The sequence below is a fragment of the Bradyrhizobium sp. DOA1 genome (assembly GCF_001593325.1).
Classification (GTDB): Bacteria; Pseudomonadota; Alphaproteobacteria; order Rhizobiales; family Xanthobacteraceae; genus Bradyrhizobium.
The window spans coordinates 1368318-1383782 of sequence record NZ_JXJM01000001.1 but is presented as its reverse complement, the minus strand read 5'-3'; the positions used below and the strand labels follow the sequence as shown (position 1 = coordinate 1383782).

Annotated in this window: 15 protein-coding genes and 1 pseudogene; 6 read left to right on the top strand and 10 right to left on the bottom strand. The window is 65.0% G+C overall.

From position 1 onward, the window contains the following. Positions 1 to 2122, top strand: a 2122-nt coding sequence (locus tag SE91_RS06400; protein ID WP_063921288.1) for a TonB-dependent receptor, incomplete at its 5' end; no start/stop codon positions are given. Between the two features lie 154 nt (positions 2123 to 2276). Here the strand turns inward: SE91_RS06400 and SE91_RS06395 are convergent. Genes SE91_RS06395 through SE91_RS06380 form a run of 4 tightly spaced genes read right to left on the bottom strand, consistent with a single transcriptional unit; the run spans position 2277 to position 5469 of the window. Continuing rightward, the gene (locus SE91_RS06395) at positions 2277 to 2801 is read right to left on the bottom strand and encodes a GNAT family N-acetyltransferase (protein WP_061846980.1); all 525 of its coding nucleotides are present in this window, start codon (positions 2799 to 2801) and stop codon (positions 2277 to 2279) included. A gap of 56 nt (positions 2802 to 2857) precedes the next feature. Further along, positions 2858 to 3793 (bottom strand): glycosyltransferase family 2 protein, encoded by a 936-nt coding sequence (locus tag SE91_RS06390; protein WP_061846979.1) that lies wholly within the window; start codon positions 3791 to 3793, stop codon positions 2858 to 2860. After that, on the bottom strand, positions 3790 to 4929 hold the full coding sequence (locus tag SE91_RS06385; protein ID WP_061846978.1) for a hypothetical protein: 1140 nt from the start codon (positions 4927 to 4929) through the stop codon (positions 3790 to 3792). The genes SE91_RS06390 and SE91_RS06385 overlap by 4 nt, the downstream gene beginning before the upstream one ends. Before the next feature lie 48 nt (positions 4930 to 4977). Beyond that, positions 4978 to 5469, bottom strand: coding sequence for an NUDIX domain-containing protein (locus tag SE91_RS06380; protein WP_008560953.1), 492 nt, complete (start codon positions 5467 to 5469; stop codon positions 4978 to 4980). Positions 5470 to 5602: 133 nt separating this feature from the next. On the opposite strand from SE91_RS06380, the gene SE91_RS06375 reads away from it, so the two are divergent. Then, a complete protein-coding gene (locus SE91_RS06375; protein WP_061846977.1) occupies positions 5603 to 6487 on the top strand; it encodes a metallophosphoesterase family protein in 885 nt (294 codons plus the stop codon). A 105-nt stretch (positions 6488 to 6592) separates the two neighbouring features. On the opposite strand, the gene SE91_RS06370 is transcribed toward SE91_RS06375, so the two are convergent. The 3 genes from SE91_RS06370 to SE91_RS06360 form a co-directional block, all read right to left on the bottom strand. Then, positions 6593 to 7147 carry a hypothetical protein gene (locus SE91_RS06370; protein WP_061846976.1) on the bottom strand — a complete coding sequence of 185 codons (555 nt, stop codon included), beginning with the start codon at positions 7145 to 7147 and terminating at the stop codon, positions 6593 to 6595. Positions 7148 to 7340: 193 nt separating this feature from the next. Beyond that, positions 7341 to 7550: a DUF4170 domain-containing protein gene (locus SE91_RS06365; protein WP_008560963.1), complete on the bottom strand. Its 210-nt coding sequence runs from the start codon at positions 7548 to 7550 to the stop codon at positions 7341 to 7343. Positions 7551 to 7621: 71 nt separating this feature from the next. Then, entirely contained in the window at positions 7622 to 9253 is a 1632-nt protein-coding gene (locus SE91_RS06360) for an isocitrate lyase (RefSeq protein ID WP_061851007.1), read from the bottom strand. A 221-nt stretch (positions 9254 to 9474) separates the two neighbouring features. Between SE91_RS06360 and SE91_RS06355 the strand changes: the two genes are divergently transcribed. After that, complete coding sequence (locus SE91_RS06355; protein ID WP_061846975.1) at positions 9475 to 10920, top strand: helix-turn-helix domain-containing protein; 1446 nt, start codon at positions 9475 to 9477, stop codon at positions 10918 to 10920. Between the two features lie 195 nt (positions 10921 to 11115). On the opposite strand, the gene SE91_RS06350 is transcribed toward SE91_RS06355, so the two are convergent. Continuing rightward, entirely contained in the window at positions 11116 to 11409 is a 294-nt protein-coding gene (locus SE91_RS06350) for an antibiotic biosynthesis monooxygenase (protein WP_008560970.1), read from the bottom strand. Positions 11410 to 11638: 229 nt separating this feature from the next. On the opposite strand from SE91_RS06350, the gene SE91_RS06345 reads away from it, so the two are divergent. Together SE91_RS06345 and SE91_RS06340 are read left to right on the top strand one after the other, a co-directional pair. After that, positions 11639 to 12445: a hypothetical protein gene (locus SE91_RS06345; RefSeq protein WP_061846974.1), complete on the top strand. Its 807-nt coding sequence runs from the start codon at positions 11639 to 11641 to the stop codon at positions 12443 to 12445. A 173-nt stretch (positions 12446 to 12618) separates the two neighbouring features. After that, the gene (locus SE91_RS06340) at positions 12619 to 12969 is read left to right on the top strand and encodes a hypothetical protein (protein ID WP_008560975.1); all 351 of its coding nucleotides are present in this window, start codon (positions 12619 to 12621) and stop codon (positions 12967 to 12969) included. 123 nt (positions 12970 to 13092) lie between these two features. On the opposite strand, the gene SE91_RS06335 is transcribed toward SE91_RS06340, so the two are convergent. Both SE91_RS06335 and htpX read right to left on the bottom strand, forming a co-directional pair. Beyond that, positions 13093 to 13734 carry a tetratricopeptide repeat protein gene (locus tag SE91_RS06335; RefSeq protein ID WP_144441500.1) on the bottom strand — a complete coding sequence of 214 codons (642 nt, stop codon included), beginning with the start codon at positions 13732 to 13734 and terminating at the stop codon, positions 13093 to 13095. A 137-nt stretch (positions 13735 to 13871) separates the two neighbouring features. Continuing rightward, positions 13872 to 14816, bottom strand: a complete 945-nt coding sequence (htpX, locus tag SE91_RS06330; protein ID WP_061851006.1) for a zinc metalloprotease HtpX — start codon at positions 14814 to 14816, stop codon at positions 13872 to 13874. A gap of 284 nt (positions 14817 to 15100) precedes the next feature. On the opposite strand from htpX, the pseudogene SE91_RS36930 reads away from it, so the two are divergent. Next, a pseudogene (locus tag SE91_RS36930) lies at positions 15101 to 15465 on the top strand (HlyD family secretion protein); the annotation flags it as partial.

The following is a 15465-nucleotide window of genomic DNA, read 5'->3' as shown; positions in this document are numbered from 1 at the left end:
CCAGGCGCCCGCCGCGCCCCAGCAGGGCGTGCTGCCCGTCGTGACCAACCAGTTCGCGACGGTCACGGTGGTGCCGAACGAGGAGATCCGCCGCCAAGGTGGCGGCCAGCTCGGCGATCTCCTGTTCTCCAAGCCCGGCATCACCGGCTCCAGCTTCGCGCCCGGCGCCTCCAGCCGGCCCATCATCCGCGGCCTCGACGTCAACCGCGTCGGCATCGTCGAGAACGGCACCAATGCGGGCGGCGCCTCCGACCTCGGCGAGGATCATTTCGTTCCGATCGATCCGCTCGCCACCAACCAGATCGAAGTGGTGCGCGGGCCGGCGGCGCTGCGCTACGGCTCGACCTCGATCGGCGGCGTCGTCAGCGCCACCAACAACCGGATCCCGGACGCGATGCCTGCCTGCGCGCCGTCGTTCCAGACTTACGGCATGCCGACCAAGGCGCCGCTCGCGAGCGCCGCGACCTCGCCTTGCGTCACCGCCGAGACGCGCACGGCCTTCAGCTCGGTCGACCGCGGCGTCGAAAGCGGCGTGCTGCTCGACACCGGCGGCGGCAATTTCGCCTTCCATGCCGACGCCTATGGCCGCAGTACCACGGATTACGGCATTCCGAGCTACCCCTATCTGTTCGATCAGACGCGTAACATCGCCAATGGCCGTCAGCCCAATTCGGCGACGCGCTCGGACGGCGCCTCGATCGGCGGCTCCTACTTCTTTCAGGGCGGCTATATCGGCGCGTCGATCACGCAGAACGACTCGCTCTACCACATCCCCGGCATCGACGGCGCCGACCACAACACGCGGATCGACGCGCATCAGACAAAGATCAACGTCAAGGGCGAGTACCACCCCGACGCGGCCGCGATCGACGCGGTCCGCTTCTGGGCGGGGGCGACCGACTATCGCCACAACGAGATCGGCCTTGCCGATCCCGCCGATCCCAACAGTGACGGGGTGCGCCAGACCTTCACCAACAAGGAGCAGGAAATCCGCACCGAGGTGCAGTTGATGCCGTTCAACGCGCGCTTCGCCGAGGTCACGACGGCGCTGGGCTTCCAGGTCGGGCATCAGGAATTGAGCGCGCCGAGCCCGGACAATCCCGGCACGCTGTTCAACGGCCTGTGGGACCCCAACAACAGCACGCGCGTTGCCGGTTACGCCTTCAACGAGTTCAAGTTCACGGAGGCGACGCGGGCGCAGGTCGCCGGCCGCATCGAGCATGTCGAGCTGCACGGCACGACGCCGGATTTTCCGGCTGACTATCTGCCGAACGGCGCGCCGCAGGCGGCGATCGCGCGCAACCCGTCCTTCACGCCGAAGAGCGGCAGCATCGGCCTGTTGCAGGACCTACCGGGCGGCATGGTCGGCAGCATCACCGCGCAATATGTCGAGCGCGCGCCGAAGGCGGCCGAGCTGTTTTCGCGCGGAGGCCACGACGCGACGGCGACGTTCGACATCGGCAATCCGAACCTCACCATCGAGACCGCGAAATCGATCGAGCTCGGCGTCCGCAGGGCGACGGGACCGTTCCGTTTCGAGGCAACGGTCTACTACACGCATTTCGACAATTTCATCTATCGCCGCCTTACCGGCGTGTCATGCGACGACGACTTTGCGTCCTGCGGCACGCCGGGCGCCGAGCTGAACCAGGCGGTCTACTCGCAGCGGAACGCCAACTTCCGCGGCGGCGAATTCCAGTCGCAGCTCGACGTCGGCGCGTTCCAGGGCGGCATCTGGGGCATCGAGAACCAGTTCGACTTCGTCCGCGCCACCTTCTCCGACGGCACCAACGTGCCGCGGATTCCCCCCTTGCGAATGGGCGGCGGCGTGTTCTGGCGCGACGACAATTGGCTCATGCGCATCAACCTGTTGCATGCCTTCGCACAGAACAACGTCGCTGTGATCGCGGAGACGCCGACGGCCGGCTACAATCTGTTGAAGGCCGAGGTCAGCTACAAGACCAAGCTCAATCCGAATCCGTTCGGCGCGCGCGAGATGCTGGTCGGCCTCCTCGGCAACAACCTGCTCAACGAGAATATCCGCAACTCGGTGTCCTACACCAAGGACGAGGTGCTGATGCCCGGCATCGGGGTGCGGGCATTCGCGAACTTCAAGTTCTGATGCTGCTCAAGGCGGGAGTAAAGTCCCCGGCCTGCACCGTCATTGCGAGGAGCCCTTGCGACGAAGCAATCCAGACTGCCTCAATGGAAAGATTCTGGATTGCTTCGCTGCGCTCGCAATGACGGAGGATGAGGCGACGCGCGGCGCTTCGAATTTACAGCGTCGTAGCCCGCGCCTTGCTCCAGTCGGGGCCGACCTGTCCCGACACGCCCTCGAAGGCGCCATCGACGAGCTCGAATACGAGGATGCGGGCGGCATCGACCGGCCCCGGCATGGTGACGCGGCCCTTCGGCACCTGTTTGAAGCCGACGCGGCTGTAATAGGGTTCGTCACCGACCAGGAGCACGATGGCGTGTCCTTTCGCCTTGGCGTCCTTCAGCGCGCGTTCCATCAACAGCCGGCCGATACCGCGGTCGCGGAACGGCGGTTCGACCGTGAGCGGCCCGAGCAGCAGCGCCGGCGTGTCGCCGATCAGGATTGGCAATTGCCTGACGGAGCCGACCAGCAACGTGCCGATGCGGGCGGTGAAGGACAGGTCGAGCAAATGGTCGACGTGCTCGCGAATCCTGTAGGCGCTGAGCACGAAACGCCCTGGACCGAAGGTGCGCTCGTGCAGCCGCTCGACCGCCTGGGCGTCGCCGGCGGCCTCGGGAAGGATGGTGAGTGAGAGATCGGTCATGTCATCCGGCGGAGTAGCATTTGGGCATGTGGAGGTCCATGGGCGCGGCCCTGAGTTCAGATCCTTTTCGGGGCCGGCTGGGCCAGGTAGGCCAGCATCTTCATCTCCCGCCGCCCCCGCGTCACAGTGTCGAGCACCAGCCCGGACGAGACCGACAGCATCGCCATGATCATGAGACCCATCGACAGCACGGCGGTCGGCAGCCGCGGCACGAGGCCGGTCTCGATGAAGGTGATCGCGACCGGGATCGAGAGCACGATCGACAGCACGGCCAGGACAATTCCAATGGCGCCAAAGAAACGCAGCGGCCTCTCCGCGCGATAGAGCTTGAGCATGGTGCCGAGGATGCGAAGGCCGTCACGCCAGGTGTTGAGCTTGGAGAACGAGCCCTCGGGACGCGCGTAATACGGCGTCTCGATCTCGGCGACGGGCAGCGACAATTCCAGCGCATGGACCGCAAGCTCGGTCTCGATCTCAAAACCGTCCGACAGGACGGGGAAGGATTTGACGAAGCGGCGCGAGAATACGCGGTAGCCGGACAGGATGTCCTGGAAGTCGCGGCCGAAGGTCCAGGCCAAAAAGCCGGTCAGCATGCGATTGCCGGTGCGGTGGCCGAGGCGGTAGGCCGCCAGCGACTGGTCGATGCGGAGCCCGACCACCATGTCGAGATGCTCGTCGAGCAGCTTGTCGATCATGCGCGTCGCACTCGGCCCGTCGTAGGTGGCATCGCCGTCGACCAGGACATAGACGTCGGCGTCGACGTCGGCGAACATGCGGCGCACGACGTGGCCCTTGCCCTGCCGCCGTTGGCTGCGCACGATGGCGCCGGCCTCGCGCGCGACCGTCACCGTGCGATCGCGCGAATTGTTGTCGTAGACATAGATCTCGGCCGAGGGCAGGACGTTGCGGAAACCAGCGACGACGGTCGCGACCGCCGCCTCTTCGTTATAGCAGGGCACCAACACGGCGATCCGAAGCGGCGCGAAGGTCATCGCGGCAACGCCTCCAGGCCAGCCGGGACCACCACCTCACGCGCCGTTTCCGCCTGCATCAGCCAGGCGAATGACACGGTCCATAGGGACAGCATCGTGATCGGCACGATGTAATAGGACGTGAAGATCGGGTGGCTGAGGAAGAAGACGAGATTGACCGCGAGATTGCCGGCCACGACGAGGGCCACTTGCCGCGCTCTTCGCTCTCCGCCGAAGAACAGCCAGGCCGTCGAACCGATCGCCAGCACGATCAGCACGAATTGCATGTCGCGCAGATATTGGCCGAGCACGGCAAGGTCGAAGCCCGGCGGGATCGCGTCGACGCTGCCATAGGTGGTGGCAAACGGGCTGCCGGCATTGATGGCCTGGGCGACCAATGTCGGGATCATGCCGACGAGGACGCCGATGCCGAAGGCGAGGCCCTGCACGAAGCTCGAAACCGTCCGCGACCATGTGAAGGCGCCGGCCAGAAACAGGCAATAGCCGGCGACGAGCAGCGCGTTCGGCAATCTGAAACTGACGGACGCGCCGAGCAGGAGGCCTATCAGTGCCAACAGCAGCACGCTGCGCTTGTCCCTGATCAGCCACCGCGCAGTCAAGAATCCCGCGAGGGCGCAAACCGCCATGGTCGGCGCAATCGAATAGCTCGCCTTTGCCGGATTGATCATGAGATAGATGGCGAGCGCACCGAACAGACCTGCGCCCACGGTCGACGTCAACGTCGGCGCCATGAATATCCCAAACAGAGCGAGGCCGCAGACGATCAGGCTTGCGGCAATGTAGAGCGGCGCCACCTGACGGCCTTCAGGAAACAGCGCCAGCAGGAATCCCGTGCCCGGCGGGTATTGCAGGACGAGCTTGCCGCCCGGCATGGGATTGTGGCACGGCCAGCGGCTCTGATCCTGCCACTCGTCGAAGGCGATCTCCTTCAACTTCCCTTCGAAATATCCATCGTCGTCCAGCGCGGTATTGGTGTTGAACCCGCCGATACCGAGACGCTGGAACAGATGCGCCTGCCTGCGATAGCAGATATCGTCATAGACACCGCGCGCCTCGCTCCAGCGCGACATCGTGACGATGTTGCTGGCGAGGATCGCAAGACAGATCAGGCCGAAGGCGAATTTGGCAATCTTCATCCGGTTTTCCGTAGCGCCCGTCGAGCCGGTTACTAGCACAGGCCGCCCTCAGCGCCACGTCGCAATCGGAGGCTGGCCGCCCACGACTTCCGCGATCCGCAGCCGCGTGCCGGGCGTGGTGCCGTCCGGCAGCGCCGTGATCGTGAAGAACCCGCATTCGATGATCTCGCGGTTGGGCGCGGGCAGGCCGACCTGGCTGAACTGCCTGACCACGTAGACCGCAACGTGGTCGCGGCGGGAGACGTGGCTGTTGAGGTAGATGCCGTGCAGCATGGCGTCTCCGGTCAAATCGATGTCGCCCTCCTCCTTCAGTTCGCGCCGCAGCGCCTGTTCCATGGTCTCGCCGAAGTCGACCCCGCCGCCCGGCAGGTACCAGCCGGAGACGTAGCTGTGCCTGACCAGGAACACCCGGTTCTCGGCATCCAGCACCACGGCGCGGACGCCGAGCGTCATGCCGCGGACGATCAGGAAATAAGCGTGGAAGAGCCGCCGCAGCAGCGGCTCGGCTTTCCGTCGGACATTGCTCAGACGTTCTCCCATCAGGCTTCCTCGACGTCGTTTCAGGCTTCGCGCGTTCGGGCTCGACTTGTTTGGGCAGGCTTGTTTGGACAGGCTTGCGCGTTCCCGGCGACCTTGCCATTACAGCGGAGCAATAGCGAGGCAATCGCACGCCATGGCTTCTTTCACGCTGGCCCATCTGTCCGATCCGCATCTGCCGCCCTTGCCGAAGCCGCGGCTGATCGAGCTCGCGGGCAAGCGCGCGCTCGGCTACGTCAACTGGACGCGCAACCGGTATAAATACCAGCGCCGCGAGGTGCTCGACGCCCTCGTCGCCGACATGCAGGCCCAGGCGCCCGACCACATCGCGGTGACCGGCGACCTTGTCAATCTGGCGCTGGAAGCCGAGTTCGCGCCGGCCCTGGCCTGGCTCGAAAGCGTCGGCCCGCCCGACCGTGTCACTGCGATCCCCGGCAATCACGACGCCTATGTCAGCGCGACGCGTCATCGCTTCGGCGAGACGTTCCTGCACTACATCGCCGCGGACACGCCTGGTGCTGCGGCCTTCCCCGCCGTGCGCCGGCGCGGGCCGCTCGCGCTGATCAGCCTGTCCACGGCAGTGCCGACGCTGCCGCTGATGGCGACGGGGACGCTCGGGCGCGATCAGCTCGCATCTCTCGAATCGGTCCTCGAGCGCCTCGCGGCGGAGGACGTCTTCCGCGTGCTGTTGGTGCACCATCCGCTGAAATCCTTAGCGCGCCAAAAGCGGATGACGGACGCGGCCGCCCTGCTCACGCTCCTGAAGCGCCACGGCGTCGAGTTGATCCTGCATGGCCACGACCACATCCATTCGACGATGTGGTTCGAAGGGCCGAACGGCAACATTCCCGCGCTCGGCGTCCCCTCCGCCTCCGCGCTCGCGCACGGACGCTATCCAGCAGCTGCGTACAATCTGCTGCGAGTCGAAAAGGACAATGCCGGCTGGCGCTGCGAGCAGACGGTGCGGAGCCTGGGGGCTGGATTTCAGGTCGGGCAGATCAAGCATGTGCGGTTGATCTAGTCCGGTGTCATTGCGAGCGCAGCGAAGCAATCCAGAAATGTCTCCGCGGAGGGATTCTGGATTGCTTCGTTGCAAGGGCTCCTCGCAATGACGACGGAGGTGACCTCACCAGCTCTGCAGGGTCGCCAGCACGGCAACGCCGAACAATGCGGCAGCACCGAGCACGAAGCCGAACACGAACGGCCAGACGCGCGAGCGGCGCGGCGGTGGAGCGGCCGGGGCTTGCGGTTCGGGCGGGACCACCATCGCGTGCTCGCGCTCGATCATGCGGCGGGCGACGTAGTCGGTGACGGCTTCAACGATAACGGCGGTGTCGTGCGATTCTGCGAGCACGATGCGGCCGAAGCGGGTGTCCTGGACGAAGCGGTACATACGCTTGTCGCGTCCCATCACGATATGTGCGACGACGTCGATCCAGAGTCGCGGCGTATCGCCCTGGCTGATGCCGCGGTCGAACAGGTCGATCGTATCAGGCACCTGCGCGAACAGGGGATCGAGCGCGTCGTTGAGGATCTCGAGCCGGGCCACCTCGGCATCCCTGAGATCGACGACCACGCCGGTCCGGTCCGCGGCCTCAATCCGGGCGCGCAACAACGCATCGCGCAGCCGCACCGGGCGCGGCTGGCTTGAATGGATCCCGCTGGTTTCCGGCTCTGACATTGTCGGCCTCGTGCTCAAACACCGCGGTTAACCTATCAGCAACCACAGCGCCAGCAAAGGGTCCACAATTCCAGATACTTACGGCGCCCACAGACGTTTCGCCTGTGCCAAAAACAGACGATCCCACCCAGGCAGGGCCTGGATGGGACCATCCGTCCTTGGACGTCTTCTTAGTTGGTCGGCAGCGAGGCCCTTAGGCCGAGACGCGCGAAGGCTCTTCCACGATGGAGAAGCGGACGCCAGCCTTGTGGCGGCTCTCTTCCGAGACCTCGCGCCAGCAGTCCTCGGCTTCCTTGCGGGTTTTGAACGGACCTTTGACCTGGGCCGAGCCTTCCACGAGCTTGTGGAAGTTCATCGAACCGAACTCGCCGCCGATCACCCAGAAATTGCTGCCTTTGGTCATTGTCAGTCTCCTGTTGAGGGGCGTGGCCGGCCTGGACTCCAACCTGGCTTCCAGACCGGTCCGATCCGCCGTTAGCCGAACTGGTTCATCGTGTTGTGGGCGCCGCCCGCCTTCAGGGCAGCTTCACCGGCGAAGTATTCCTTGTGGTCGTCACCAATGTCGGAGCCGGCCATGTTCTGGTGCTTCACGCAGGCGATGCCCTGACGGATCTCGGCGCGCTGGACGTTCTTGACATAGCCCAGCATGCCCTGCTCGCCGAAATACTCGCGGGCGAGATTGTCGGTGGAGAGTGCTGCCGTGTGATAGGTCGGCAACGTGATCAGGTGATGGAAGATGCCGGCGCGCTTGGCTGAATCCGCCTGGAAGGTGCGGATGCGCTCGTCGGCTTCCTGCGCCAGCGGCGTCTCGTCGTACTCCGCCTTCATCAGCTCGGCACGGTTGTACTTGCTGACGTCCTGGCCCGCTTCCTTCATCGCGTCGTAGACCTGCCAACGGAAGTTGAGGGTCCAGTTGAACGACGGCGAGTTGTTGTAGGCGAGCTTGGCATTCGGCACGACCTTGCGGATACGGTCGACCATGCTGGCGATCTGCTCGATATGCGGCTTCTCGGTCTCGATCCAGAGCAGGTCGGCGCCGTTCTGGAGCGAGGTGATGCAATCGAGCACGCAGCGGTCTGCACCGGTGCCGGGGCGGAACTGGTAGAGGTTGGAGGGCAGCCGCTTCGGGCGCATCATCTTGCCGTTGCGGTTGATGATGACGTCGCCGTTGCGAGCGTTCTCCGCGGTGATTTCCTCGCAGTCGAGGAAGCTGTTGTACTGGTCGCCGGTGTCGCCGGGCTTGTGGCTGACGGCGATCTGCTGCGTCAGGCCGGCGCCGAGCGAGTCGGTGCGGGTCACGACGATGCCGTCTTCGACGCCGAGCTCGAGGAAGGCGTGGCGGCAGGCGCGAATCTTCGCGAGGAAGACGTCATGCGGCACGGTGACCTTGCCGTCCTGGTGGCCGCACTGCTTCTCGTCCGAGACCTGGTTCTCGATCTGGAGCGCGCAGGCGCCCGCCTCGATCATCTTCTTGGCGAGCAGATAGGTCGCCTCGGCGTTGCCGAAGCCGGCATCGATGTCTGCGATGACGGGCACGACATGGGTCTGGAAGTTGTCGATCTTCTCGATCAGCTCCTTCTCGCGGGTCTTGTCGCCTTCCTTGCGCGCCTTGTCGAGGAGACGGAAAATGTCGTTGAGCTCGCGCGAGTCCGCCTGACGCAGGAAGGTGTAGAGCTCCTCGATCAGCGCCGGCACCGAGGTCTTCTCGTGCATCGACTGGTCGGGCAGCGGGCCGAACTCGGAACGCAACGCCGCGATCATCCAGCCGGACAGATAGAGGTAGGTACGATCGGTCTTGCCGAAGTGCTTCTTGACCGAGATCAGCTTCTGCTGGGCGATGAAGCCGTGCCAGCAGCCCAGCGACTGGGTGTACTTGGTCGGATCCTTGTCATAGGCGGCCATGTCGGCGCGCATCAGCGCCGCGGTGTAGCGGGCGACGTCGAGGCCGGTCTTGAAGCGGTTCTGCAGGCGCATGCGCGCGACGGCTTCGGCCGACACGCCGTTCCAGGTCGGCTGGGTCTCGAGGAGCGCCTGGGCCGCCTTGATCTCGTCCTGATACGAGGACGGACCCTGGAGGGTGCTGATGCCGCGGGGCTGGTAGTTCATGAGCCTGATCCTTTCGCTGACGATGGCGATGGCGGCCATCGACATTCTTGACAATGCATTGCGAAATGCGTGTCAGGAGCTAAACGCGAAAACGGAAACTTCGTACAGATGCCTTGTTATTATTGGTGATGTCATGTAACATCGGAAAATGTAATAGATGTTATTTTGTAAATCTTGTAAAGTATAGGTCAGCAAGACTGTCCTTTATGGAGATGTGAGTCATGGCCGCCGAGTCCGGGAAGAAACTCTTCGTCGGCCCGCGCTTCCGGAGGATCCGGCAGCAATTGGGGCTCTCACAGACCCAGATCGCGGAGGGGCTGTCGATCTCGCCCAGCTACGTCAACCTGATCGAGCGCAACCAGCGTCCGGTGACGGCACAGATCCTGCTGCGGCTGGCCGAGACCTACGACCTCGACCTGCGCGACCTCGCCACCGCCGACGAAGACCGCTTCTTCGCCGAGCTGAACGAGATCTTCTCCGACCCCCTTTTCCGCCAGATCGACGTTCCCAAACAGGAACTGCGCGATCTCGCCGAGCTCTGCCCCGGCGTCACCCATGCGCTGCAACGGCTCTATGCCGCCTATACCGAGGCGCGGCAGGGCGAGACGCTGGCAGCGGCGCAGATGGCCGACCGCGATGTCGGCACGCGTTATGAGGCCAATCCGGTCGAGCGCGTGCGCGAGCTGATTGAGGCCAACCGCAACTATTTCCCGGAGCTGGAGCAGGCCGCGGAAAATCTGCGCGACGAGCTGAACGTGCCCGCCGAGGGGCTCTATGCAGCGCTTGCCGCACGCTTGCGCGAAAAGCATTCGATCCAGACCCGCATCATGCCCGTCGACGTGATGCGCGAGACGCTCCGCCGCTTCGACCGCCACCGCCGCCAGCTCCTGATCTCGGAGCTGGTCGACCCGCCCGGCCGCGCGTTCCAGCTCGCCTTCCAGCTCGGCCTCGGCGAATGCGCGCAAGCCCTGGAGACCATCATCGGGCGCGCCGGACCGCTGGACGATGCGCCGCGCCGGCTGTTCCGCATCACGCTCGGGAATTACTTTGCGGCCGCCGTGATGATGCCTTATCCGGCCTTCCTCGCCGCAGCCGAAGCGCTGAACTACGATATCCACGTGCTGGCGCAGCGCTTCAATTCGGGCTTCGAGCAGGTCTGCCATCGCCTCACCACCCTGCAAAGGCCGAACGCACGCGGCATCCCGTTCTTCCTCCTGCGCGTCGACAATGCCGGCAACGTCTCTAAGCGTTTCTCCTCCGGCACCTTCCCGTTCTCGAAATTCGGCGGCACCTGCCCCTTATGGAACGTGCATTCAACCTTCGACACGCCGGACCGCCTACTCAAGCAGGTGATCGAATTGCCGGACGGCACGCGCTATTTCTCGATCGCACAGATGGTGCGCCGTCCCATCGCGCCGCATCCGCTGCCGCAGCCGCGCTTTGCCATCGGTCTCGGCTGCGAGATCCGTCATGCCGCGCGCCTGACCTACGCCGTAGGCATCGACCTCGAGAAGACCGAGGGCACGCCGATCGGCGTCAACTGCCGCCTCTGCGAGCGGGAAAACTGCGCCCAGCGCGCCGAGCCGCCGATCACGCGCACGCTGATTTTGGACGAGACGACGCGGCGGGTGTCGAGCTTCGCGTTCTCGAATGCGCGGGAGTTGTGAGGCGGAGTTGTGGGGCGCCTGCTCCGCCGTTTAGCGAAGGTGCCCGCCACGCACTCTGCTGTCATGCCCCGCGAAGGCGGGGCATCCAGTACGCCGCGGCGTCTCGGCTCTATCACAACCGCCGCGGAGTACTGGATCGCCCGCCTTCGCGGGCGATGACAGTTGAGAGTGCGGCTTGAGCGGCCCGTCCAACGCTTACGCCAGCGTATGCACGATCACCGGCCCGGCCGCCGCACTCGCATGCCCGGCGAGCAGCGGCGCGAGCTCCTTCTCGATCCAGGCGATCGCGCGCCGGTTCGCCTCCTCCGCCTGCTCGAACTTGTCGAAGATCGAGATCGCAGTCACGGTGTCATCGCCGGCATAGACGACGTAGTAGGCGCGGAAACCGTCGACATCGCTGATGATCGGAACGGCGCCGTCCTTGATGCGGCGCGCCAGCTCTTCCGCGCTCCCGCTTTTCGCCTTGGCCTGACGGATGGCGGCATACATGGCATCCTCCTACCGGCTATCTGGACTTTCGGGCCTGGTGCCCGCAGCGAATGTTACGCCGAAGCACGCCGCCGATCCACGCTTGGTTAACCCCGCACTAATTCGCCGCTGCGGACTGCAAGCGAGGATTAAGCACGCCTCAATATCGGTGCCTTAGTCTTGCCCCACTCACGTTTCGCAAACGACGGTGGCCTATCCTGCCGGGCGAGGTGAGATCAGGGGGTTCATCATGCGCATTGCGTTGCTGCTCACAGCGACCGTCGTCGGCGCGCTCTTCGCCAATCCATCCATTGCCGGCTCGCTCGATGCGTCCACGGAGGCCGCGCAGCCGCTGCCAGCGGGCTTCCAGAGCTATCGCGGCTACATGTTCGACCTGTCGGAGAATTCCGAGCGCAAGGATGTCGACAAGCTCACCAACAATCTGAAGGCCCAGATCGACGTCGTCGAAAGCGCAGGCCTGTCGCCGCGCGTGCTGCGCTTCTTCCGCACCGTTCCGATCGTCGCGAGCGAGCTCGCCTGCCTGGACGAAGGCGCCGCGACCGCGTGCTACGGCCGCGTCACGCCCGACATCCAGCGCAGCGCACCGCGGACGCTGACGGTCTGGGACCCGAACAAGCAGCGCTGGACCAATCCCAATGCCATCGACCTCGCGGTCGATTCGGGCCTCGGCGTGATCATGCTGCGGCCGGACATGATGCGCTACGAGAAGGAGGCGGTGCTGCTGCACGAGCTCCTGCACGCCTATCACGCGCGGCTGTTGCCGGACGGGTACGCCAACAAGGGCGTGATCGGCTATTTTGCCCTAGCCAAATCCAAGGAGCTGCTGCCCAAGGAATCCTATACGATGAAGAATCCCATGGAGTTCTTTGCCGTGACCGCGAGCATCTTCCTGGCTGGGAAAAGCGAATTCCACGATCCGAAGTCGCGCGAGGCGCTGAAGGAGAAGATGCCGGACTATTACAAATATTTGGTCGGCGTGTTCGGCTTCGACCCCGACCCGGCGCCGGCAAGCGGGCCCGTCGCCTCGCTGAAGTGAGGCAGGCGCCGCATCCGCTGCGCCAGACCAAAAGAAAGCCGCGCAACATGCGCGGCTTTTTTGTTTGCCGGGCCGGAAGCTGCGGATGACGCCCAGCCGGCAATTGCCAAGGTGGGGCCCGATCTGCATAGTCCCGCCCGCATCGATACCGTTTTCGAAGGGGATAGAACAACATGGCGGACGCCGACCTGGATGTCGTGATCCGGCAACTGGCCAGACAGCTGCATACGGGCCTGATGACCCGCGCGAAGGAGCGGCGGGATCGCTTCAATGGCCTTGCGGCCAAGGCCAAGGGCAAGGAAGCCAGCGACCGCTTTAAGATGATGGCCAAGGCCACGCTGGAGCAGGCCACCGCGGCCGCCAAGCGTCTGCAGATGTCCGCCGACAACGTCGCCGACAGCTACGCCCGCGCCATGCGCCTTGCCGCCAGCACGCCGGTCGCGACCAAGCCGGAGAAAAAGGCAAAGGACGAGAAGCCGGCGAAGAAGCCCGCCAAGGCGAAGAAGGCGAAAGCCAAGAAGTAGCTTTCGTAGTGGGCAAAGCGCAGCGTGCCCACCACTCCTGTTGCAGTGTTTGGATGGATGGTGGGCACGGCGCAAACGCGCCTTTGCCGACCCTACGATTCCGGACTCGCGGAGACAGCCCTCTCACCTTCTCGGCGCGGCGAGCCGGGTCGGCTCGCCGCTGGTGAGCTCGGCGAGTTTTGCGCGGGCGGTCTCATGCGCGCGGCTGTCCTTCGCCAGGGGCAGCGTCAGCGCGGCCTCGAAATCGGCGCGGGCGTCGTCGGTCTGGCCGCGGGCGAGGAATGCAAGGCCGCGGTCGAGGCGGGCCTGTGCATCCGAAGGATCGAGGCGGATCGCCGTGTTGTAGCTCAGGATGGCGCGATCGAGATCGCCCATGGCGGCGAGCGCGAGCCCGCGCTGGTGATAGGACGTGGCGCGCTTGGGATCATGCGCGATCGCCTCGTCGTAATCCGCAACCGCAAGCTCCAGATCGCCGTTCTGCCGGCGCGCCAGCGCCCGGTCGCGATAGAGCGTGCCGCGGTTCGGATTGAGATGGATGGCCTCGTCCAAATCGGCGATCGCACGTTTGAAGTCACCGCGGCGCAGGGCGATCCGCGCGCGCCCCTCATAGGCGAAGGCGATCAGCGAACCGCGCAGCGGCGAGAAGCCGATCACGGCCGAGCAGATGTCGGGATCGTCCTCGTCGCCGCAATTGACGACCATGTGCGTGGACAGCCCGATGAGGACGCACAGGACGATCAGCAATGACACGACGGCTCTGGTCATCTTCGACGGCGGCCGGCGCCGGGCCGGCCACCCATCCCCTTTCGAAGAAATGGTCTCGCCGAGGTGTTAACACCGCCTCCGGCGATCCAATGTGCGCCAAGTCACAAAGCCGGGCGCTTATTCCCGCCGGTTCCGCATCAGCCCCAAGGACCACGCGAAGGGCCGCGTGAGGAGCGTCCCCACGGGCTGCGCGGCGGATAGTTCTCATTGGCGCCGACCGACGGCGCGGCTTGCGCGCCGAGCTCGGCCGCGAGCTGCTGGAGCGCGGCGATGCGGTTCTGGGTCGAGGGATGGGTCGCGAACAGATTGTCCACGCCGTGGCCCGACAGGGGATTGATGATGAACATGTGCGCGGTCGCGGGATTCCGCTCGGCCTCGTAGTTCGGCACCTGATGCGCGGCAGCCTCGATCTTCACCAGCGCGGAAGCCAGCCACATCGGCTGTCCCGCGATGCGCGCGCCGAGATTGTCGGCGGCATATTCGCGGGTGCGGCTGATCGCCATCTGCACCAGCATGGCGCCGAGCGGGGCGAGGATCATCATCAGGATCGAGCCGACGATGCCGAGACCATTGTTGTTCTCGCGATTGCCGCCGAAGAACATGCCGAACTGGGCCAGCATCGAGATGGCGCCGGCGATGGTCGCGGTGATCGTCATCAGCAGCGTGTCGTGATTCTTGATGTGCGCGAGCTCGTGCGCGATCACGCCGGCAAGCTCCTCGCGGCTGAGCTGGTTCATCAACCCGGTGGTGACGGCAACCGCGGCGTTCTGCGGGTTGCGGCCGGTCGCGAACGCGTTGGGCTGGATCTCGTCCATCACGAACACGCGCGGCATCGGCAGGCCTGCGCGGCCGGCAAGCTCAGCGACGAGGCCGACCAGCTCGGGCGCGCTGGCACGGTCGACCTGATGGGCGCCGTACATCGACAGCACCATGCGGTCGGAGTTCCAGTAGGTGAAGAGGTTGGTCGCGGCGGCAATGACGAGCGCGATCATGGCGCCCGAGGCACCGCCGATCAGATAGCCCACGCCCATGAACAGGGCGGTGAGGCCTGCGAGCAGCATTGCGGTACGAAAATAGTTCATGGCCGTCTCCTGGGGCGGCCGCGGGCGAACCTCCGGCCGGCACATTCGAAGTATGAATGCGGCCGCTGGCTGCAAGGTTCGTGCGTCGTGGAGCCGCAGAGGCCAGCGGCGCAGCCAGCCTTTCCGCCGCCACTAAAGCTTGACCGAGATTTACACAAAAACACACGCGTAGGCTTAGCAACCTGGAAAGCGCAATCTCCGCATAACTCGCGGTAACCGGGCACGCTGCATTGGACTTGTGCATTGACCGGTTCCGTTGGCCTCCCGTCAGCAAGGTGACCGCCATGGTAGACCGCTCGAGCGCCGCTTCCGTCGACCCCTCGTCTGCGCCCTCCCCTCACGACGCCAAAACTGATGCGAAGGGTTTGCAGGACTCCCTGCACGAGCACCTCTTCGCCAATGACGAGTCCGGCCATGCTGCCAAGACGCAGAGCGGGCAAGAACCGGAGCGCCGCTGGCCGCATCTGCGGCGCGGCGCCAAGGTCGCAATCGGGCTCGCCATCGTCGCCGTGTTCGGCTGGCTGCCGCTGCGAGCGATCTGGGAAAATTCGAGCGTTGAGGCCGTGCTGAATTCCCGCCTCGTCACCTTGCGCACGCCGATCGGTGGCCGCGTCGCGGCCGCGCAGCGCGTCACCGCCAAGCCAGGCTC